The organism is Thainema salinarum CENA647, from assembly GCF_057732415.1.
On the sequence record NZ_JBYJZJ010000022.1, the window covers coordinates 2,541,897 to 2,563,830 of the forward strand.

At 52.1% G+C, this 21,934-nt stretch carries 19 protein-coding genes; 9 read left to right on the forward strand and 10 right to left on the reverse strand.

The annotated features are described in order from the left end of the window. Nucleotides 1–115 precede the first annotated feature (115 nt). From AC286M_RS18080 to AC286M_RS18090, 3 genes are all read right to left on the reverse strand, one after another. A complete protein-coding gene (locus AC286M_RS18080; RefSeq protein WP_488205714.1) occupies nt 116–1,873 on the reverse strand; it encodes a diflavin flavoprotein in 1,758 nt (585 codons plus the stop codon). Nucleotides 1,874–2,149: 276 nt separating this feature from the next. Then, complete coding sequence (locus tag AC286M_RS18085; protein ID WP_488205715.1) at nt 2,150–3,871, reverse strand: diflavin flavoprotein; 1,722 nt, start codon at nt 3,869–3,871, stop codon at nt 2,150–2,152. Nucleotides 3,872–4,143: 272 nt separating this feature from the next. Next, the gene (locus AC286M_RS18090; RefSeq protein WP_488205716.1) at nt 4,144–5,256 is read right to left on the reverse strand and encodes a mechanosensitive ion channel family protein; all 1,113 of its coding nucleotides are present in this window, start codon (nt 5,254–5,256) and stop codon (nt 4,144–4,146) included. Nucleotides 5,257–5,711: 455 nt separating this feature from the next. Between AC286M_RS18090 and pyrG the strand changes: the two genes are divergently transcribed. Both pyrG and AC286M_RS18100 read left to right on the forward strand, forming a co-directional pair. Next, nucleotides 5,712–7,358 (forward strand): CTP synthase, encoded by a 1,647-nt coding sequence (pyrG, locus tag AC286M_RS18095; protein ID WP_488205717.1) that lies wholly within the window; start codon nt 5,712–5,714, stop codon nt 7,356–7,358. A 305-nt stretch (nt 7,359–7,663) separates the two neighbouring features. Further along, nucleotides 7,664–9,202 carry a bifunctional aminoglycoside phosphotransferase/ATP-binding protein gene (locus AC286M_RS18100; RefSeq protein WP_488205718.1) on the forward strand — a complete coding sequence of 513 codons (1,539 nt, stop codon included), beginning with the start codon at nt 7,664–7,666 and terminating at the stop codon, nt 9,200–9,202. 61 nt (nt 9,203–9,263) lie between these two features. Here AC286M_RS18100 and AC286M_RS18105 read toward each other — a convergent pair whose 3' ends face one another. Then, the gene (locus AC286M_RS18105) at nt 9,264–9,962 is read right to left on the reverse strand and encodes a hypothetical protein (protein ID WP_488205719.1); all 699 of its coding nucleotides are present in this window, start codon (nt 9,960–9,962) and stop codon (nt 9,264–9,266) included. Nucleotides 9,963–10,169: 207 nt separating this feature from the next. On the opposite strand from AC286M_RS18105, the gene cobT reads away from it, so the two are divergent. After that, nucleotides 10,170–11,366 (forward strand): nicotinate mononucleotide-dependent phosphoribosyltransferase CobT, encoded by a 1,197-nt coding sequence (gene cobT, locus AC286M_RS18110; RefSeq protein ID WP_488205720.1) that lies wholly within the window; start codon nt 10,170–10,172, stop codon nt 11,364–11,366. A 99-nt stretch (nt 11,367–11,465) separates the two neighbouring features. On the opposite strand, the gene AC286M_RS18115 is transcribed toward cobT, so the two are convergent. The 3 genes from AC286M_RS18115 to AC286M_RS18125 all read right to left on the reverse strand — a co-directional run bounded on the left by AC286M_RS18115 (nt 11,466) and on the right by AC286M_RS18125 (nt 13,761). After that, nucleotides 11,466–12,278, reverse strand: coding sequence for a hypothetical protein (locus AC286M_RS18115; RefSeq protein WP_488202996.1), 813 nt, complete (start codon nt 12,276–12,278; stop codon nt 11,466–11,468). Further along, complete coding sequence (locus AC286M_RS18120; protein ID WP_488202997.1) at nt 12,163–12,702, reverse strand: transposase family protein; 540 nt, start codon at nt 12,700–12,702, stop codon at nt 12,163–12,165. The genes AC286M_RS18115 and AC286M_RS18120 overlap by 116 nt, the downstream gene beginning before the upstream one ends. A 288-nt stretch (nt 12,703–12,990) precedes the next feature. Continuing rightward, the gene (locus AC286M_RS18125) at nt 12,991–13,761 is read right to left on the reverse strand and encodes an MBL fold metallo-hydrolase (protein WP_488205721.1); all 771 of its coding nucleotides are present in this window, start codon (nt 13,759–13,761) and stop codon (nt 12,991–12,993) included. A 238-nt stretch (nt 13,762–13,999) separates the two neighbouring features. Here AC286M_RS18125 and AC286M_RS18130 point away from each other — a divergent pair, with 238 nt between their 5' ends. After that, a complete protein-coding gene (locus AC286M_RS18130) occupies nt 14,000–14,791 on the forward strand; it encodes a TIGR00297 family protein (RefSeq protein ID WP_488205722.1) in 792 nt (263 codons plus the stop codon). Nucleotides 14,792–14,847: 56 nt separating this feature from the next. Here the strand turns inward: AC286M_RS18130 and AC286M_RS18135 are convergent, their stop codons facing one another. Beyond that, nucleotides 14,848–15,375, reverse strand: a complete 528-nt coding sequence (locus AC286M_RS18135; protein ID WP_488205723.1) for a hypothetical protein — start codon at nt 15,373–15,375, stop codon at nt 14,848–14,850. 84 nt (nt 15,376–15,459) lie between these two features. Here AC286M_RS18135 and AC286M_RS18140 point away from each other — a divergent pair. From AC286M_RS18140 to AC286M_RS18160, 5 genes are all read left to right on the forward strand, one after another. Further along, nucleotides 15,460–16,337, forward strand: a protein-coding gene (locus AC286M_RS18140) for an IS630 family transposase (RefSeq protein WP_488204631.1) whose coding sequence is annotated in 2 segments (ribosomal slippage) — nt 15,460–15,789 and nt 15,792–16,337 — 876 coding nt in all. Because the reading frame shifts where the segments join, the coding sequence is not laid out codon by codon here. Nucleotides 16,338–16,527: 190 nt separating this feature from the next. Further along, nucleotides 16,528–17,403, forward strand: a complete 876-nt coding sequence (locus AC286M_RS18145) for an NAD(P)-dependent oxidoreductase (RefSeq protein WP_488205724.1) — start codon at nt 16,528–16,530, stop codon at nt 17,401–17,403. Between the two features lie 127 nt (nt 17,404–17,530). Next, a complete protein-coding gene (locus AC286M_RS18150; protein WP_488205725.1) occupies nt 17,531–18,445 on the forward strand; it encodes a mechanosensitive ion channel family protein in 915 nt (304 codons plus the stop codon). A gap of 132 nt (nt 18,446–18,577) precedes the next feature. Next, nucleotides 18,578–19,132: a type 1 glutamine amidotransferase domain-containing protein gene (locus AC286M_RS18155; RefSeq protein WP_488205726.1), complete on the forward strand. Its 555-nt coding sequence runs from the start codon at nt 18,578–18,580 to the stop codon at nt 19,130–19,132. A 242-nt stretch (nt 19,133–19,374) separates the two neighbouring features. Next, nucleotides 19,375–19,593, forward strand: coding sequence for a hypothetical protein (locus tag AC286M_RS18160; protein WP_488205727.1), 219 nt, complete (start codon nt 19,375–19,377; stop codon nt 19,591–19,593). 132 nt (nt 19,594–19,725) lie between these two features. Here AC286M_RS18160 and AC286M_RS18165 read toward each other — a convergent pair whose 3' ends face one another. Further along, nucleotides 19,726–20,376, reverse strand: coding sequence for a hypothetical protein (locus AC286M_RS18165; protein ID WP_488205728.1), 651 nt, complete (start codon nt 20,374–20,376; stop codon nt 19,726–19,728). 262 nt (nt 20,377–20,638) lie between these two features. Continuing rightward, nucleotides 20,639–21,511: a hypothetical protein gene (locus AC286M_RS18170; protein ID WP_488205729.1), complete on the reverse strand. Its 873-nt coding sequence runs from the start codon at nt 21,509–21,511 to the stop codon at nt 20,639–20,641. Between the last annotated feature and the right edge of the window lie 423 nt (nt 21,512–21,934).

The following is a 21,934-nucleotide window of genomic DNA, read 5'->3' on the forward strand; positions in this document are numbered from 1 at the left end:
TCAGATAAACTATAGCTGGTTTCCCATCATACCGAATCAAGCAGGAAAATCAAATTAATCTTTCTACTTAAAAAGGCGTGATGATTTCTATATTAGGAACAGCTTCTAGATCTTCTTAGTAATGCGTGCCCGATTTCCGGTGATGCACAGCGGTTTTAGCATCGGCATCCAGCACCTGACCCGATTCAACCACGGCATACACCACCCAGTGATCGCCGCACTCCATCCGACTGTTGACGCGGCATTCCAGATAAGCCAGCGAATCTTTGAGAATGGGCAAGCCTTGGCTCGATTCGTCAGTTTCTACGTTTTCAAATCGGTCTTCGCCAGGGCTAAACGGCTTGAGGAAGTGCTTCATCAGGGGAATATGCTTGCCTTCCGCCAGAATATTTAGCACAAAGGGCGAACCGGGGAAAAGGAGGGATTCTACGGCTCGATCTTTGGCGACAGCAACGGTAAATCCGGGCGGGCTGAAGGTGGCTTGAGACACCCAGGACGCCAACATCGCACTCGATACATTTTCCTGCTTGGCGGTGACGATGCAGAGCGAACCGACCAGGCGACCGATCGCTTGTTCCAGCGACGTGGCGGGCTGGCGGGGAGCTTTGACCTTCTTGGTTTTCTTCAGCGCTTGGGCAAAGTCCGTACCCGCCTCTTCGCAGAACTTGAGCGTGGCATCGTCGGGCTTAAACTTGACCCGAATCGGCTCAAAGCCAAAGGAAAAACCTGCGTCTTTCAGCTTATCCTCCAGCAAATCAATGGCCTCACCGCTCCAGCCGAAGGAGCCGAAGACGCCTGCCAGCTTATTCGTCGTCGCCGTGGACAAAATCGTACCGAGTGCAGTTTGAATCGGCGTGGGCGCATGGCCGCCCAGGGTTGGTGACCCAATAATAAATCCGGCTGATTTCTCAATTGCCGCTTGAACTTCCTTTGTGTCAGAAACCTCGGCGTTGATCGACTCGACCCCAACTCCAGCTTTGGTGATGCCACGTGCAATCGCATTTGCCAGCGTCGCCGTGTTGCCATAAGCGGAAGCGTAAATCAGCGTCACCATCGTGTCGTAGGTGCTCTGCTGCTTACTCCAGTGATGGTAGTCGTTGGTCAACTCCGTTAGGCCGAAGCGCACCAGCGGCCCGTGCCCCGTCGCATACAGCCGCACTGGCGAAACATCCGCTAGCTTATCGAGCGCGGTCGAAATTTGGCGGGCATTGGGAGCCATCAAGCAGTCGTAGTAGTAGCGCCGATCTTCCATGAAGGTTTCCCAGCCTTCGTCGAAAATCTGGTCACCGCAGACGTGAGCGCCAAACAGCTTATCGGTAAACAGCACCAGCGTTTGCGGGTCAAACGTACACAGGTGATCCGGCCAGCGAGGATTGGGAGTCGGGATGAATTGCAGAACATGGCCCATGCCTAAATCCAGCGTCTCATCTGCACCTTTAATCACCTGAATATTGAGCGGCTGACCGGATTCCTTAAAGGCTTCCCGCAGCGTCAACGCTGCCGGATTGGAGCATACCAGCGTTACCTGCGGCGCAATCTCCAGCAGCGACTTCAGCGTCTCCATCCGGTTGGGATTCACGTGCCCCACAATCACGTAGTCCAGCTTAGTCGGATCAAACCGCTCCTGTAGCGCTTGCAGAAAAATCTCCGTAAACGACCCACCCGGCGGATCAAACAGCGCCATCTTGTCGGCCTGAATCACAAACGAATTTGCCGTCGTTCCCTTCTCCCGCGCATACTCAATCTCAAACCGCAGCCGACTCCAACTGCGCGATCGCATCACAGTTGTTTGAGCCGCGATCGGCAACACCTGCACATCGCGAGGCTTTGAGCGTGAGGAGTGAGGAGTCAGGGGTGAGGAGGTTACAGTCATGGTTTTGGGGATTGGAGGTTTACGTCGGCCAACGATCGTTATAATCGCTCAATTTAGGATTCGATCCTAAACGCTGAGCTAGGGGCGGGTTTAGCAGCCAAATGGTGATTTTGCTCGATACACATAGGCAAAACCCGCCCCTACAGTACTGTAAATGTGCGTAATTAACCTGAAGACGTAGGTTGGGTTGAGGTACGAAACCCAAAACAATCAACGCTGTTGGGTTTCACTGTGTTCAACCCAACCTACAAGATTGGGCATTGCCTCACGTAGCATTTAGTAATAGTTACCCATTTTGCGATGGTGGACTGCGGTGCGAGCTTCTTGGTCGGAAACCTTACCGTCCTTAGCCACGCAGTAGACGATCCAGTGATCGCTGGTTTCCATGCGACTGGCGACTTCGCATTCCAGGTAGGCCAGCGCGTCAGCCAAAATGGGTGAACCGTTTTCAGCCGTATAGGTTTTCACACCTTCAAAACGGTCAGCACCAGGCGCAAATCGCTTCAGGAAGTGCTTCATCAGGCCCAGGTGATTGCCTTCTTCCAAAATATTAAGCACAAATGTGTCACCTACCTGCATCAGCGATTCAATCGCTCGGTCTTTGGCGACAGCCACCGTAAAGCCCAGGGGCTTAAAGCTGGCTTGAGACACCCAGGAGGCCACCATTGCCCCTTTCACCTGCTCCCGTCCGGCGGTGATGATGTAGAGGCCGCTGCTGATTCGACCCAGGGCTTTCTCTAGATCCGCGTCAATGGATTTGACCTTTTTGATTTTGCGATCGCGGGTCATTTCTTGACCGAGGTCAATACCCGCCTCGTCGCAAACTTGATAAATATATTCCGTTGGCACGTCTTTAATCCGAATCGGATCGAATCCCGGTGTCAGATCCAGTTCTCGCAGCTTATTCATGATTGGGTCAACGGGTTCGTCATCGCCACCGTAGGACTCGAATAGGCCGAAGAACTGCTTATCTTTGACCGCAGCTAGAATCGTGCTCAAAGCGGCCTGGGCTGCAGTTGCAGTCGCGGGTGGCATACCGATGACGACACCCTGAACGCGACCGACCAGTTCCTGGACTTCCTGCGGATCGGCGGAGCGCAGGTCTTCCATTTCAACCGCGACGCCCGTTTTGCTGATCCCGCGCGCAATCGCCTGAGAAATGCGATCGCTATAGCCGTAGTCAGACACGTAGAAAACAGCAACCGTCGTTTCCGCCTTGGCTTTGGCCTGGCTCCACTCGCGGTAGCGGCCCACTAGCTCATCGACGTTGTGCTGCAAGATAGGGCCGTGACCAACGGCAATCGTGGTAATCGGCGCATCCAGCTTGTCCATCCGCTTGAGAGCAGACAGCACTGACCGGGCATTGGGAGCCATCAGGCACTCGTAGTAGAACCGGAAATCCGGCGACATCGCTTCTAGGTCAACATCCAGCAGATCGTCGGTGCAGTAGTGCAGACCAAAGGCGTCGCAGGTGTAAAGAATCTGGGTGCCGTGGTCGTAGGTAAAAGCGGTATCCGGCCAGTGCAGATTGGGCGCGATGATGAACTCTAGTTCGTGGCCGTTGCCCAAGTCCAGCTTGTCGCCGCCTTTAACGATTTCTTGCTTGAAGGGCTGATTGACCAGTTCTTCCAGGAATTGAATCGCAACTTTGGAACCGACAACGGTCACATTGGGAGCCAGAGCCAAAACGTCTTTCACCAGACCGCTGTGATCGGGTTCCGTGTGGCTGATCACCAGGTAATCAATTTCGGCGGGATCAATCTGCTCTTGCAGGGTCGCCAGGTAGAGATCCCGAAACTTTTCGTGGGAGGTGTCTACCAGCGCCACCTTCTCGCCGCGAATGATAAACGAGTTGTAGGTGGTGCCGTTCTGTAGCCCAAACTCGATATCAAAGCGATCGCGATCCCAGTCGAGGGAGCGAATCGCGGTGGTGTCGGTGGCAAGCTCGGCCACCTGCATTGTCAGGCGACTCTGTTTCGGCTCGGCAACAGCAACCATAAGGGTTCCTCCTTACTCGTTTATCTCAATCGTTGGAATAGATTGTTAAGAATTTTTACCTATATCTGTCTCTATGATGCCGTAAATCCCGCATTCCTAACAGTCACTATTGGTTTAGATCCCGGTTCGGCTCGATTAGTTTGCTTTATCTCTTTGATTGATCTCAGACCCAATTAAAAAGCAGGTATCCGACGCAATGCGCTCGATACCTGCCTTTAACTTCATTTTGGAGAAAAATAGTTTTGAGGCCAATCGCCTGAGGACAGCGAAAATCAAGAACCGGATTCTTCTAGAAAAGCATAAGGATGGCTGATGTCGTGTCCGTTCGTTTGAGCGACGTCTGTACGTACATAAAGCTGACGAGTGGGATAGGCAAACTCAATCTGATGCTGTTCAAACGCAGCTTTGAGCGCCAGATTAATCTCCTGCTGAGCATCCATATAGATCTTGTAGTCGTTGCTCAGAACGTAATAGGCCATCTCAAAATTGAGGCTAGATTCGGCATATCCGGCAAAGTGAGCCCGTTCAAACACGGCATTTTCCGTTCGCTCGACAATATCTTGAATCATCTGGGGAATTTGCTTGAGCAGTTCTACCGGGGTTTGGTAAATCACGCCAAATTTGGTGATAATTCGGCGACCCTCCATACGCTTGAAGTTGCGAATGCGCGATCCGGTGATGTCGGTATTGGCAAAGACAATTTCTTCGCCGCCCAAGCTGCGAACGCGTGTGGTTTTGATGCCAACGCTTTCCACCGTGCCCATTAGATCACCAACGATGATGAAATCGCCAATTTCAAACGGCTGGTCAAACAAAATCGAAAAATAGCTGAATAAATCCTGTAAGACCCCTTGCGAGGCAAGTGCGATCGCAACTCCACCAATCCCCAAACTGGCCACCACGGCAGAGATATCAAAGCCCAGGTTATCCAGCAAAAAGACAATGCCTATCGCCCAGATCACAACTTTGATGGCGGGAATTAAAGCGCCCATGCTTTTTTGCAGACCCGCATCGGCGTCCTTGGATACTAGATAGATCCGCACGCCGTACTCCATCAGTGCCCCCAGCAGCCGAATCGCGAGTACCGTAGCGGCAATCAGAATGACGATATCAATTGACTTTTCGATGGCGGGTCGCAGTTCCAGGTCACGCAAACTCAGGTGAAACGTGCCCAGATACAGGAGAAACGTGACTGGTTTTTCCAGAATGCGGATCAGGCGGTCATCCAAATCGGTGGTTGTGCGCCGGGCCCAGCGCTTCAGTCGATACACCACACAGGTTCGCACCAACAGAATGATCGTGATACCAATCCCAAATGTGCCTAAGGCAATCAAATAAGTTGCCAGTGAATTACCCAATATTTCTACCTGTAAAAACTCGCTCATCGTGAACTCCTAACATCACGTCCATATCTGGGAATTGAAGTTATGCTTTGCAAAATGCTCTGAGCCAGCATTTCACAAAAACTCGGCTCTCAACCGGACTTTCTATACTCACCATTACTGATGATTATCAAAACTTGCGCCTACTTTTCCCAAAAGGGAGTGGTATCTTGCAGCTAAATTCGGTATGAGTGACCGTAGAACTAACACAATTAGTTCCCATAAGTAGGTTGGCATCAAATAAACGTGTATAAAAACAGCGGAGTACTCTTCTCCCGTTTTACGAGATGCCGCTATTGGTATGTAGCTATGAGCTTGCTCAGTATTGCCGCAGCCAAATTTCCGCTCTAGGAGGTATTGTCAAATCTACTGAATTTTGGATTTAACCACCTCGGCAGAACAATCCCTGTGGCAGAATTAATGGGTTAATTCGGTGAATTTCTATATCTAAGGGTTCTATGGCTAAGTTTGTATTCGTGACGGGTGGCGTCGTTTCGAGTATTGGCAAGGGGATCGTGGCAGCGAGTTTGGGGCGCTTGCTCAAGTCGCGAGACTATTCCGTGTCAATTCTCAAACTCGATCCCTACATCAACGTCGATCCGGGCACGATGAGTCCGTTTCAGCATGGTGAAGTCTTTGTTACCGAAGACGGCGCAGAAACTGACCTGGATTTGGGCCACTACGAGCGTTTTACCGATACCTCCATGTCTCGCCTCAATAGCGTGACGACGGGTTCAATCTACCAGGCCGTGATCAACAAAGAGCGACGCGGCGAGTATCAGGGCGGCACGGTTCAGGTCATTCCCCATATTACGGGTGAGATTAAAGAACGGATTCACCGGGTAGCCAACAACACGAATCCTGACGTAGTCATTACCGAAATTGGCGGCACCGTCGGCGATATTGAATCCCTGCCCTTTTTGGAAGCAATTCGTCAGTTCCGCAAGGATGTGGGGCGGCAAAATGTCCTCTATATGCACGTGACGCTGGTGCCGTGGATTCCCTCGGCGGGTGAGATGAAGACCAAGCCTACCCAGCACTCCGTCAAAGAATTGCGCTCAATTGGTATTCAGCCCGATATTTTGGTCTGCCGCTGCGATCGCCCCTTGCGACCCGGCCTCAAAGATAAGATGTCGGAATTCTGCGATGTGCCCGTGGAAGCGGTGATCACGGCTCAAGATGCGGGCAGTATCTACGAAGTGCCGCTGATGATGGAGCGGGAAGGACTGGCGCAACAGGCGCTGAGCCTCTTGCAGATGGAGCAGCGGGAACCGGATCTCTCCCAGTGGAAGACGCTGGTGGAGCGACTGTATCGTCCGCGCCACACCATCAACGTGGCAATTGTCGGTAAATATGTGCGGTTGACCGATGCCTATCTATCGGTCATGGAGGCCTTGAGACATGCTGCGATCGCACTTGAAACTGAAGTGAATATCCGCTGGGTCAGCTCAGAGGATCTGGAAACGAGCGATGCCGAAACCTATCTCAGCCATCTAGACGGCATCATTGTCCCCGGTGGCTTTGGCACGCGCGGCATCGACGGGAAGGTGAACGCAATTCATTACGCCCGCGAACAAGGGATTCCCTATCTAGGCTTGTGCCTGGGGATGCAGTGCTCCGTTCTGGAATGGGCTCGGCATGTGGCAGGTCTGGAAAATGCCAACAGCGCTGAGTTTGACCCCAACTGTAGCAATCCGGTGATTAACCTGCTGCCCGAACAGCAAGATGTTGTGGACTTGGGTGGCACCATGCGTTTAGGGCTTTATCCCTGTCGGGTCGTGCCCAATACGTTGGCCAGTCGGCTCTATCAACAAGAAGTGGTTTATGAACGCCATCGCCACCGCTATGAGTTCAATAACGCCTATCGCAACCTGTTCATTGAATCGGGCTACACGGTGAGCGGTACATCCCCGGATGGTCGTCTGGTGGAAATTGTTGAATGCCCCGAACACCCCTTCTTCATTGCGGCCCAGTTCCATCCCGAATTCCAGTCGCGGCCCAATAATCCCCACCCGCTCTTCCGGGGTCTGGTCGAAGCGGCTATGCAGCGCAGTCATGCTCAGCAGGCCAGCCAGATTCACGACACGGGCGTAACCGTATCCTAGTAGCCTGTGAAAGTTAGAGATGAGGGGTAGAAGAATTTTGAAAATATTGCGTCGCAATATTTTCAAAATTCTTCTACCCCTCATAACACACTCGCAAAGCGCTAGATGTGGATGGAGCTTTGACTGATGCCAGCGCGATCGCTGCTAATGCGATTGCTTGGTTAAGCTACAAGCTGAGGTCATCGGCTGAGCTGGGTTGGTCGTAACTTTTGCATCAAACAGCGGATCTACACGAGATCTTTCGTTCAGTTTGAGCCTTGACCTGATTGAATAAGGAAGACGTTATTAAGATTCGTAGACCATTCATGACTGAGACGGCTCTCCCTTCTTTAATCCAGCAGATGATGCAGCCTGAGTTTTATCCCCATGCGGTGACCGAAACTGCGATTCGGCTGCTGCAGACCCATGTGTCCTACGTGTTGCTGACCGGGGAGTATGCCTACAAGCTGAAAAAGCCCGTCAACTTTGGCTTTCTCGACTACTCCACCCTGGAAAAGCGGCATCACTTCTGTCAGGAAGAAATTCGGCTCAATCAGCGGGCGGCGGCTGAACTATATCTAGATGTCATACCGATTACACAAGCGGGCGACCAGTATCAACTCAATGGCGATGGTGAACCCGTGGAATATGCGGTCAAGATGGTGCAGTTTCCCCAGGCGGCGCTACTGACTGAGGTGTTTGACCGGGGAGAACTAACTGAGTCGCTGCTGGAGCGGTTGGCAGGTGCGATCGCAGATTTCCATCTCAGCGCGCCAACCAGTGACGAAGTGCGCTCCTATGGTGAAATTCCGGCGATTCGACAGTCGATTGACGAGAACTACGATCAGACGGTGCAGTATATCGGCGGGCCGCAGACGCAGCAGCAGTTTGATGAGACAAAGGCATATACGGATCAGTTCTTTGCTGAGCAGGCCGACCTGTTTCAGCAACGGCGGGAGCAGGGCTGGATTCGTGAGTGCCACGGCGATTTGCATTTGCGGAATATTTGTTTGTGGCAGGACAAGCTGTATTTATTTGACTGCATTGAGTTCAACAAGCCGTTCCGCTTCGTCGATGTCATGTTCGACATTGCCTACATTGTGATGGATCTGCACGCCCGCGATCGCGCCGATCTGAGTACAGTGTTCCTCAATGCTTACGTCGAGCGCACGGGCGACTGGGCAGGATTGCAGGTGCTGCCGCTCTACGTCAGCCGTCAGTCCTACGTGCGGGCTAAAGTGACTTCCTTCTTGCTAGGCGATCCGTCGATTCCAGAAGCGGAAAAAGCTGATATTGAGCAAAACGCGGCTCTCTACTATCGACTGGCGTGGCAGATGGCGCAGCCGACGCAGGGACAACTGTTTGTGATGGCGGGTTTATCCGGTTCCGGCAAAACGACAACGGCCCGACAGCTGGCGAAACTGGCCCAAGCGATTCACATTCGTTCTGATGCGGTTCGCAAGCATCTCGGCGGCATTCCACTGAATCAGCGGGGGGGAGATGATCTGTACACGCCGGAAATGAATGAGAAAACCTACAGTCGGCTGCTGGAGCTGGGGTTAACGCTGGCCTACCAAGGCTACAAGGTGATTCTGGATGCCAAGTATGACCGCGTCGAACGGCGGCAGGAGGTGATCGAACAGGCCGAAGGACACGACATCTCGCTCACGTTTGTCTACTGTGATGCGCCAGCCGAGGTACTGCGCGATCGCATCCAGCAGCGCACAGGCGATATCGCCGATGCCACCGTGGATGTGCTGGCCAAGCAGCACTTTGAACCGTTTACGGATACAGAAAAGACCTACGTAAAAACAGTGCAAACAACCGCAGATGTTAACTCGCAGTTGCGTACTGTCGCTGAATGACACCTGGTAGGGGCGAATGGCCATTCGCCCCTACGTAACAACATCTTCGCTCCTATGTAACTCAACGTCGTGACTGTGGCCCTGCCCAAAGATGGTGCACAATTTCGCCGTGAATGGTGGGCTGGTCGTCCGGCGCAGGAAACGTATCGCCAGATGCGTCAACCGTCCAATACAGCCAGTCCTCGTCGCCCATCATGCCCGTTTTGAACAGAATGCGGGTTGGATTTGCTTGGCTCCAGCCCAGCAGAATGGCGTGGTTATACTCCATACCAGCAGGCGATAGGGTATAGCTGCGCTGCTCGTTGCAGTCCCACACAACGGCATAGTCGGAGGCAATGTCACTGCCGAAAATGGACTCAAATTCTCGCGCCAGTACCCGCTCACTATCCACTGACCAAGAGATCGGAACTACAATTGCGATCGCACCGGGGGGAGTAGCGGCTGCATCTGAAAAAGGCTGACCAAACAGCGGCGATGTAATATTGATGGTTTGCAGATTGCCAGTTTCGAGATTTTCAATGAACAGCATACTGCTGACTCGATGCCGCGTTGTGTTGGCCGCCAGATGAAGCTGAATGCGGCTGTAGGCAGCATAGCGCTGATTGGGAGAACGCAACGACTGGCTGCGGTAGAACCGATTGATTGATTCGGTGTCAGTGAGCTGTTCGGTGGTAAACTCCGTTTGGTTTGCCACCACCCAATTCCACGGAATCGGATGAGGACTGTTTAACGGGTCAATCTGAACGGGATGACGATCCATGAGGGCAGGCTGTAAATGAGGTGAATGACGAGATAATCTATCTCCATGTATAGCAAGATCCCCTACACACGGCAGAATTCCTTAATAGCCTGCAATCTTCAGGCTTTGTCATGAAATTTAGTCATTTCTGATTCTTAATAGTCTGGCAATCCCAGAGCATGATGACTGGAATATCACCATTGGTCTTTAAAGAGGCACAAACAACGCGTGAATGCCATTCGGACGTATACCCAAATTGACCAGGCGCAGCGCTGGCTTAATCGCTACCGGGGCCAACCGCCGCTTTTTGCCTGCGTTCTGGGGTTTACGGCGACAGGTTTGCTGCCCGGAATTTCAGCGGCTGGAGCCACTCCGGCAGATCGGGAATATACCGCGATCGCAGATGCAGAATTTCTAGTCAATGGCTGTACGCCCCAGCCCAAGCGGCCTCTGCCGCCGCTCCAGGCAGGGGCGTCTCCGGTGTATATTTCACGCGCTGTCTTGGCTGCACAGCAGATTCCGATTCAGATATTTAATGCGGGGTTACTTCATCCACCAACTGTTCCCTGCGTCGATTTGGGTGGGCAAGCGGCTGGTTGCGTAACCACGGGAGAAGCGATGCCGCTAGCAACGGTGCAGCATTTGCTAGAGCAAGGAATGGACTGGGGGAAGCGACTGGCGGAAACAGCATCCTATCTGATTTTGGGCGAATGCGTGGTCGGCGGCACAACGACAGCTCTGGCCGTGCTGACTGGACTTGGTATCCCAGCCTGGGACAAGGTCAACAGCAGCCACGTGACGTGTAACCACAACCAGAAGCGGCAGGTCGTGGAAGCCGGATTAAGTCAGTTCAGGATGAGATGTGAAGCGGTAAATGCGATCGCACATTTGCCCCATCACGTTACTGTTCACCCTCCATCCTCCCAATCACTATCAACCACCAACTCGTTCCCCGATCCCCTAGCCCTCGTCGCCGCCATCGGTGATCCCATGCAGGTGGTCGTGGCCGGAATGGTGCTAACTGCCAGCCAAACCAGCGGGATACTGCTTGCCGGAGGTACACAAATGCTAGCGGTGTATGCTCTGGCTCGTGCGATCGCAACTTATCACCACCAACCCTGGCAACCGGAAAACGTGGTAGTTGGGACAACGCGCTGGGTAGCAGAAGACCCGACAGGAGATACGGTGGGACTCGCGCAGCTAGTGGGCGATGTGCCTTTGCTAGCAACGGGTTTGAGCTTTGAATCGTCGTGCCATCCTCAACTGCAAGCCTATGAGCAGGGGTACGTCAAGGAAGGCGTAGGTGCAGGCGGATGTGCGATCGCGGGTTCTCTCTACGGCAACTGGTCGCTGCACCAGCTACAGGCCGAAATTGAAGCCTTGATTGATCAGCAAATTCAGGTTAGTCGTCAGAGGGACAGTTAGGCTTGACCTAAGAAACGCGGATTTAATAAACCGTTCCATCCGTAGGGACACGGCATTGTGTCACCCGACGTAAGGGTATGCCCCTAGTGCGACGTAAGGTTATGCCCCCGATGTCGATTTGCGGCGGCAGGACTTGCGATAGGTCATCTGCAAGGTTCGAAGCGCATGAGCATCTAAGCCAGAGCAGACAAGTCGAGCAATCACCTGTCCAGAGTGATTTTCAATCACCCATGTCAGAGCGCTCGGATCGAGATGCACGGTGACCATCTGTCCAGCATAGGGACGACCGACCGAATAATTGCGGTTGTACACCGAAATCTGCCCCGTCTGACTCACCTTGCGAGACCAGCGATGGCCCGCTAGATGAGCCAATGCCTGCGCGACATGCCACTGCTCGGCTTCCGTGTCAGGCGCATAGGCTCTGCCGCCGTGAGCTAAGGCGGGGTAGTATTGGTCGCGAGGGCGCTGATGAGGACAACTGGGGTAGAGCGTGCGCTGGACTGTTGCCGCTTGGTCTAATCGAGCTTGCAGCGTCTGCAAGTTGGCACAGGTGGCGGGTTCAATCCAGCTTTTGACCACGCCATGAGCCCGTTCAACTTGGCCATTCTGCTGGGGACAGTAGGGTCGATTGTGGATCACCTCAATGCCGAGTCCGCTCAACCAGAGTGTCAGTGGCGAGGGCAGGGCGTGGCAGTTGCCCCATGGCGATCCGTTATCGACCCGCAGCGCTTGAGGTCGTCCCCAGCGGGTAAATACCCGGCGCAGGGCTGATTGCACGTCCGAGGCTGGGACGGCTTCAAAGACGTAGTGGGGGAAAAACTTCGCTTTGTAAGAGCGCTCCACTGTGTTCATCAATGAGTGAAATCCAACTCGCTGGCGTGCCGTCAGCCAACTGCTGATGAGACGTGGCATCCAGTTGCCAAACCTGATGCACCTGCTGGGCTCGCTCTCGGGTCACAGGCGGATGCTGCTCCCGCAGTGGGTTGAGGTGCTGCTGGCGAAACCAACGCTGCAACGTTCGCTCATGCGGCACCCATAACGCCTGATACCGCTGTCTGAGCACCACCCGAATCAAGCCTGCACCCCAGCCTCGATGATGGCGTTTCAACCACAGCGCACTGCGATAGATCAAACGCTCACAGCCAAATCCCCGCCGCAGACGCCCCTCTCCCCTCAACGCGAGTCCGGCTTCGCCCCTGTCGCGGTACCGTCGCCAGATCTGGCGCACACCCCAGTAGGACAGCGAGAGGGATCCGGCAATGGCGGCTAAGGTCTCGCCCTGCTGATGCCGTTCAATGATCTCATGCCGGATGGGCACAGCAATTGCTTTAGCCATGGCTCTCTCCTTCCTCAATATCGGAGAAACTCTTACCTCTGTATTAGCGCTGAATTCGGACAACAGGGGTATAGTTTTGTGGCGCATCAGGGGCATACCCTTACAGCGCGTGACACAATGCCGTGTCCCTACGGATGGAACGGTTTACAGGCTATTTAATCCACAATTCTAACCATCCCTTTGACAGGAATTTATGCGGTTCTGTTCTAGATCTGTGTTGGGTGGTTGTGGAGGGCGCGCTCAGCGCGCCCTCCACAACCACCCATAGGTTTGAAACACTAAAACAATTTACGCCACTGGATGAAGCTGAAGTTCAATGGGTCGTCCGGCCTGCGGCTCAATGATCTGCGCTTCAATTTGTTGCGCGGCCAACTGCTGACGAAATTCCTCTGGGCTACCGATTGTTTTCAACATAGAGTCCAGAATGCCTTCGTACTCCACATCTCCCCCCACAGCAGTTGGCAAAATTACTTGTGGTTTAAGGTGCTTCACAACATCAATTGCGGTTTTATGTCCTTGAATAATCGCTCCGACTAGGGGTAATTCCAGATTCGCCAGCGGATGAATTAAGACATCAACTGGGGCGTAGTCTTGCACATTTTCAGCGTAGAAACCGTGTGGTTCATAATACAGCTTGGTGTCGGTCTGCAAATCGCAAATGATGTAAGCATTTTCCCGCTGCAGACCAATCGGCGCACCTGGTAGCGCTCGAATACTCAGCCGATCATCAAACTGATAGGCTTGTCCATGTTCCATCGTCGTGACATCAGTATAGTTAAGCTGTTGTGCCACCTTGGCCCCGCTGGGAGATGCAATGACGGGAATATTGCGGTCAAGCTGCTTTAGTGTCGGCACATGGGCATGATCCGGTAATCCTTGGGACAGCAAAATTAGGTCAAACTGATCGGGAATACCGGGATTTTGCTGCCGATAGCCCCGGAAAAACCAGGACTGATTGCCAAATACCAAATCGCCAACCAGCCACGGATCGAGCAGGATGCGGGTATGCCCCAGATCAATTAGCCAGCTATTTGCCCCGTAGTATGTCAACTTCATCATTGCGTTTCTCTTCGTCCCGTTGTTCTGCGTTTATTGCTCTGCGTCTAATGGTGAATATAGCAAGCTTCAGTTTGAACTAAACCCAGAAGAGGAATTTTGCCGCCGCAACGCGGCGGCAAAATTCCTCTTCTGGGTTCTTGATTTGCAAGGTGCAAGATGTGAGTATGTGAGTAGCCCTAGTTTGCACAACTCATATAAGCCCTAAACTAGGATGGTACTGTCGATGCGTTTTGGTGCTATGCCCCTGTCACTGAACTTATTCTCTCAGGCTGGACTGCAATCCTCGTGGTGGATTGCGCTGGGATTAAATACGGTTTTAGCTGCGATCGCAGTTTTGGCTCCGAAAAAGCTGCTGACGCCGATGGGGCTGCTCCATGCCTGGTTTTTGGGCGTGGTGATTCTTGGCATTCTCGGCTGGTCGGGCTATGCGGTGGTGATGTTTTATTTTCTGGTTGGGTCAGGCGTGACGCGAGTTGGCTTGGCGCAGAAAGAAGCGGCGGGCATTGCTGAAAAGCGTTCTGGCGCACGGGGGCCAGAAAATGTCTGGGGTTCGGCATTGACGGGGTTGTTCTGTGCAGTGGGAATTGGCTTGATTGCCCTGGCTCAGTGGCCAAATGAACCGTGGACGAGCTGGCTGGCACTGGGCTACGTGGCGAGCTTTAGCACCAAGCTTTCGGATACCTGCGCCAGTGAAATTGGCAAAGCCTACGGTAAGCACACGTTTTTGATCACCACGCTGAAGCCCGTTCCGGCAGGGACAGAGGGGGCTGTGAGTTTAGAGGGGACGCTGGCCGGGGTAATTGGATCGGCTGCGATCTCAACTGTCGGTTGGGCAACTGGACTAATCAGCGGCTGGGGCATCTTGATCTGCGTACTAGCGGCCTTTGTTGGCACAAATGCTGAAAGCGTGATTGGCGCAACGCTACAAGAGCAGTGGGATTGGCTCACCAACGAAATGGTCAATTTTCTAAATACGCTGATTGGGGCTATCGTTGCCGTACTGGTTGCCGCATTAATCTGGAGCGCTTAAACCAACCAATTCTTCAAAGTTCCTCACTCTGCGGGACTATCCCTTATACTTTCTGTTTACCAATATCCCACACCTGTGATTTTCTCCTCCATTACTCCTAGCCGCAAGAAAACATTGTTTTCATAGAGCCATCCATATTCCACTTCTTCCAGTGTTCTCGTTGCGTCTCCAAATGCCTGGGCAAATTCGGCATAACTCGCCTGACGATTCACCAATTGTTGAAATGTATCGTGGTCGGTTTCACTGAAAGCATGATCCGTAGAGGTTTGGATAAAGCCAGATCCAGCAAATTGACCCTCCTCGGTATACGCGATCGCAAAAAAGTTTTCACCTTGTTCCCAGCGGTAAGTCGTTTTGCGAGACATGATTTGATCCGGTGGGCCAATCTGATTAATCACTTCGGTATAAGCCATGCCTGGATAAAAGTTAGACGCGACGGCAGAGGCTTGGCCGGTACGGGGTTCTGCCTGCTTGGGTGAAGGCGAGGTTGCGACCGTCTGTTCAGTGGCAACTGGCAGTGAGCTTTCATCGCCAGACTGCATATCTTGCTGAGGCTGTTGCCGGGTGCAACCTGTGCTGGTCAACCCGAAACCAACCAATATAGCTGTAGCCACTTAGGTTAGGACATAAGCTAGGGTTAAGAGGTAGTATTTTGCGCTTGGAATTGGATGGCTCAACCCTACAGCGAAGATTTTCGGCAAAAAGTGATCGACGCGATTGAGTTAAACGGCCTCAAGAAAAGTGAGGTGAGTGAAGGATTTGGCATCAGCCGCAATACAATAAACCGCTGGTATCGGCAAAAGGCTGAACTAGGGCATCTCAAAGCCAACGTCAGGACAACTGCCAATCCAAGAGCCAAAATCAAAGACTGGGATGCCTTTCGCAGCTTTGTCAAGCAGCATCAAGACAAAACGCAAGCGGAGATGGCCGCCTTGTGGCCCGACCCCATCAGCCAACGAACGATGTCTCGGGCATTGCAAAAGATTGGCTTTACGCGAAAAAAAAGACCTATGGCTACGGCCAACGAGACGAGGGGAAACGGGCTGAGTTTCAAGCTCAACTCGGCGATCCAAAGGCGACTCATTTAGTCTATGTCGATGAATCGGGCATGGATGAGCGCGACGACTACGGCTATGGATATGCCCCTATCGGTGAACGAGTTTACGACCTCAAATCTGGCCAACGCCACGGGCGAGTCAATATGATCGCGGGCTATCGAGGCTCTGAGCTGATTGCTCCGTTTACCATTGAAGGAACTTGTAATCGAGTGGTCTTTGAGACCTGGCTTGAAACTTGCTTAATTCCGACCTTGCAGCCAGGGGACTGGGTGATTGTGGATAATGCCACCTTTCACAAAGGCGGACGGATCGCCGAACTGATTGAGGCCGCCAACTCTCACCTGGTTTATCTTCCCCCTTATTCTCCTGACCTCAATCGCATTGAGAAGTGTTGGGCTTGGTTAAAAAGCCGCATTCGAAAGCGTCTCCCCTCCTCAACCAGTTTACGCCAGGCAATGGAAGCGGTTCTCAAGCAAGCGGCGTCCTAATGAGAATGGCTACGGCTATACTGTGAGACAGCTCAATCCAACTAGAGGAATCTGTCGCCATGAGATCATAGAAATCGCTCCAATTTATGAAACCAGTCTGTTGCCTGTATAGCCTTGCTACAGTCAAACCAGTGAATTTTCCGAATAGCGACCTTTACAATCGTGGCAGTGAAAGTTGGAGACGCAAATTGTGAAAGTTGGAATCCTGGGTACTGGATTGATGGGTCAGCCGATGGCGCTGAGGTTACTTGCTGATGGCTTTGAAGTGGTGGCCTATAACCGTACCCGCGAGAAACTTGATCCGATCGCAGATGCAGGGGGTGAAATTGTTGATTCTCCTGCCGAGGTGATGCAAGCGGCGGACTGTACCCTGCTGATGGTGACGAATGCCGATGCGATCGCAGATCTGATTCTCAGCGACAGCGCTAAACCTGCGATCGCGAATCACACGATTATCCAAATGAGCACCATCGGCCCGCAGCAGAGTCAGGCTATCTGCAAAGATGTGCAGGCCGCAGGCGGAGAGTATTTGGAAGCCCCAGTGCTGGGCAGCATTCCCCAGGTGAAAGAGGGCACCCTGATTGTGATGGTGGGCAGTACGCCGGAGCAGTTTGACCAGTGGCAGCCGATTTTTCAGAGTCTCGGTTCCGAACCGCTGCATGTTGGTACCGTTGGGCAAGCGGCGGCGATGAAACTAGCGATGAATCAGCTCATCGGGTCGCTCACCAGCGCTTTTTCCACCAGCCTTGGCTTTGTTATGCAGCAGGGCATTGAGCCGGAACAGTTTATGAGCATCGTGCGGCAGAGTGCGCTGTATGCGCCCACGTTTGACAAGAAGCTCCAACGAATGTGCGATCGCAACTTTGAAAACCCCAATTTCCCGACCAAGCATTTGCTGAAGGACATGAACCTGTTTGCTGACGAAGCCAGCGCCATCGGCATTAATACCGCTCTGGTCACTGCCGTCAGCCAAATTGTCGATCAGGCAGTGCAGCAGGGGTTGGCCGATGTTGACTACTCGGCTCTGTTTGCAGCGGTTTATCCGGATCCAGCGTCCCAGCCCTAAACCTGGCCTTAAGTTAGATTTCTGAATCATCCTGATGTGATAGCTTACTTCAGGAAAAATTCGAGTGTCATAGCAAACGCTATAGCTGACGCTTGATATCTAAAACTAACGTTAGAGGAGTGAATCGATGCACATTGCCCTGGGTAGCATGATGCACCTGGTAGAGCCTCTTTCTGGTCTGTTGGGATGGAATTCGCTGCCGCTGCACCTCTTCCTGCAAGCCGATGCGAATTCGGCGGTTGACTATGCTGAATGGTTGGGGGAACTCGCAATTCAGCTTGGGCTGAAAATACTAGCTGCGATCGCAGTTTTGATTGTTGGCACCTGGATTGCCAAGTGGCTGCGCCGTTTAACTCGGAGGCTGATGACCAAGCGGGATGTGGATGCCACCGTTGTGGCGTTTATTGGCAATTTGGTCTACTACGGAGCATTGATCGCAGTTGTTATCGTCGCGCTCAGCCAGTTGGGCGTCGAGACAGCATCTTTTGTGGCCGTTTTGGGTGCGGCAGGCTTGGCAATTGGTCTAGCCCTCCAGGGTTCTCTCTCCAATTTTGCCGCTGGCATTTTGATTATTCTGTTCCGTCCGTTTAAAGCGGGTGACTTTATTGAAACCGCTGGCGCAATGGGCATTGTGGAACAAGTTGAGATTTTTACCACCACGCTCAAGACGCCGGATAACTGCAAGGTGATTGTGCCGAATTCCAGCATCTTGAGCAACAACATCAAAAACTTTTCCGGCTACCCGACCCGCCGCGTCGATATGGTCTTTGGCATCGGCTACAGCGATGATGTTGACAAGGCGCGACAGATTATTTGGGATGTGCTGAACGAGGACAGCCGGATTCTCGCTGACCCAGAGCCAACCGTCAGCCTGTTTCAACTGGCGGACAGCAGCGTTAACTTTGCCGTGCGGCCTTGGGTCAACGGTGCTGACTACTGGACAGTGATGTGTGACACAACCGAAACGATTAAGAAGCGCTTTGATGCAGCGGATATTAATATTCCCTTTCCGCAACGTGAGGTGCATGTTTATCAGAAGTAATGAGAAATGGTGCGATCGCACCTCATTCAACTTTTGAAAGACCCGCTCAATCCCTGGTTCTGTCATGAGCTAGACGATATCGCTGTCTGTGACGCATAGGCTGGAAGGGATGTCACAAATAGCAAAACCTTTATGGCAAAGCCTTTAGAAAATAAAAAAATTGCGATTCTCGTCGCCAACGGATTTGAGCAAGTTGAGCTAACAAAGCCTCGTCAGGGACTCGACGACGCAGGTGCGACTACCCATATCGTGTCTCCCGAAGACGGACAGGTGCAGGGCTGGAATCACTACGACAAAGCCGATATGTTCCCGGTTGATGTCAGCCTCGACGACGCTAGCCCAGATGACTACGATGCGCTAGTGCTGCCCGGTGGCACGGTTAATCCTGACCAACTGCGGATTAACCTCAAGGCAGTTCGGTTCGTCAAATCATTCTTTGATTCGGGTAAGCCCGTTGCGGCCATCTGTCACGGCCCTTGGACGCTGGCCGAAGCCGACGTGGTGCGCGATCGCAAGATGACCTCTTGGCCATCACTGGAAACTGACCTGAAAAACGCCGGTGCCAAGTGGGTCAATGAAACCGTTGTGGTGGATCGCGGTCTGATTACCAGCCGTAACCCCGACGATATTCCGGCCTTTATTGAAAAAGCGATCGCAGAATTCTCGAAGCAGCCTGCCGCTGTATAGGGCAAAGCTTCCACTTAACAGTCCAAACATAAACATTTTTGAGGGGCAGCGTGCTGCCCCTCAAAAATGTTTAAACTCATATTGCACCTTGCCAATCAAGCACCTGAAGAGGTTGGTACGAAGGGCTGGTTGAAAAAGTGTAGAAGAGCGGTCTTAGCTGATTTCAAGAGTTTGCCACACTTTGATGAAAACGACGCTGAGGGGATGTATACCAATCTAGTGGCGTTTGTGGAGACTTGTCTGTGTCTGTTGATGTGATTATTCTAATTGCAGCTTTGGTGGTGTCCTTCTTGGTCTTTACCTGGCTGCTGAAGATTGTAAAGACGACGCTTTCGACCGCAGTTGCGATCGCGCTTATTCTATTACTGATTCAAATCGTTTTTGGCATCGGCCCAGTCGATCTCTGGCAACAGGGAACAGCGCTATTGCAGAACCTGTGGGAATCGGTTAGGCCGCAATAGCGCTCCGCTCACAGAACACCCAATCCGCCGCTAGGAAAATGATGTGCCGTAGTAGTCAGCCTAAGCTGACTACTACGGCAATTAAAAGTTGGGTTTGACGACGAGCAGATCTCGTGTCAAGAAAGAGCCAATTTAGCTGACTGGGGTTCGATTGTAGATCTGTCGGCCTGCCTCTAGCTGAGATGAAATTTGGTCGCGGTTGCCAATAAACGTATACTGATCATTGAAACTACTGTCTGGTCGCTCTCCCACAATGTAGTGCCGAATAGCCATATCAGGAGCATTGATGACCACCTGATCAGATACGTACACGTCTGCTTGTGGCGCATTTGGATCCGTTTCTTCTAACTGAGAGACGACCCACAATTCATCATTTACTGCATAAACGCTTTGAATCGTCAGGTTATAGCCGTCTGAGGGCACCTCTACTTCTGGATTGATTGTCCGTTCAATTGTTTCAGCATTCGGCACGCTGACATCAACGTAAGGCACCTCAACCGTTTCTTCTTCCTGAACGACAGTCACTCTAGGAACGGTAACGGTACGTTCTGTGACGCCGACCTCTACATCTGGGCCTTGGATATCGTATTCCGGGAGGCTACCAGGTTCAACGTCTACATTAACATCAGGTAGGCTACCTGTTTCTTCCTGTTCCACTCGACAAGCCGCTAAGGGCAAAACAAGCAGTAATGCCGTGAGCGGAAACAGTTTTTTGAGACTTAGCTTTTGCGATCGCATAATATCGCTCCTTATCTTATCTTCATGTCTATAGTTCTTATCCATCGTGAGTTGCCTATTGCCAGCTTGTTCGCTTAGCTTCTCACTTCGGTGGCTGTGTCAATTCGTATAACTGTGCCAATTTGAATAAGGTAAATATCTGATTGAACGGGAACCAGCCTTCAAGCGCTTGCCCACTTGCACGTGGTCGCTCAAGAGCTAGCATTCTGCCGCTGTCCTACCGTTTCTTATCTGGAGGACATTGAGTTTTAACCACACCCGATATCAAATTCGAAATCGGGTATGGCGCGGCTATTTCCCAAGCAATCTATTGAGCACTTGGGTAAACTTCGTCAGCAACCAGTACGGGCCGATCGGTGTACTCTGCTTCAATCTGCTCCTGCAGATCCAAATCCCAAGTCAAATCGTAGTCCCGCTCGAATTCGGCTGCCACATAAGGCCGTAAAGTACCTGTAACAACCACCTCTTCACCTTCCTCAACAGTTGGCAGAACTGAGGCTCCGATCACGAGAACTTCATCGCCTTCAAACCAACCTTCCTCTTGGAGCCGGAAGGCATTGGTTGAAAACTGTTCTCCGATCTCACCTGAAACTGCGATCGTCTGTCCGTAGTATTGTTCAGGTTGTTCGGTGACTTCTTCTGGGTCGGGCGAAAATGCAATCGATTCTGCAACAAGTGCAGGCCGATCTTCGTACTCGGTATAGAGCTGTGGATCTAAATCGAGACCGTACTCTCGCTCGAAATCAGCAACAACTAGCTGGCGTACTTCACCCGTGACTTGAACGTCTTCGGTAGGTTCATCATCAGTCGGGAGCAAGAATGGAGTTCCGGTGGCATTAAATACGACGACTTCTTCACCACCAAATAGCTGATCGTCTTGGAGCAAGAAGGAACTTTCTCCCAGAGCTGTTTCAGCTTCACCTCGGACTGAAACGGCTTGTCCTAAATAGTCTTCAACGTTGCCAGTTAAATCGCCTAGCGCAACGTTATATTCTTCTGCAATCTCGGCTGGCTCTTCAGCCACGGGCTCTTCTGTCGTAACGTTTGGATCGACTGCGGGGTCTTCAGCCACGGGTTCATTGGTAGGGCCACAAGCGGCTAGAGCGGCTGTGCTAGCCAAAACAAGTGCGATCGCACCGTTCCGGAATCTGCCCAACTGTGAATGTTTAAACTGGGTCATAGCGAATCCTCAAACTTATCTTCATATTTGCAAAGCTGATATAGCGCTAACCCATTAAATCTAGGTTGTTCAGTCTACAAAGTCTGAACACTGAACGTTAAGTCAAAAACGTTAAGTTGAACTTTTTTGAAACTTTGATTGAACACTTGAACATAGTAATGCTGCCGCCCTGCCAAAACAGTTTGTCGTGGCATGAAGCGACTGTCGCTATAAAAGCCTTGAGCTATTTCCAAGTCTATGTGTGAGGCGGCAAACTTCCTTCATCCCATAGTCGGGTAAGAGCTATACCAAATGAGCTATACCTCGCTGTCGTTGATGCAGGATGTCAATGTCTTATTGAGTAGGTCGAACAACTTAGCTACTCAGCCACGTTTACCGTTTCGCAAGCATTTTCGACAGACATTTCCCTATTAAACCGTTGCT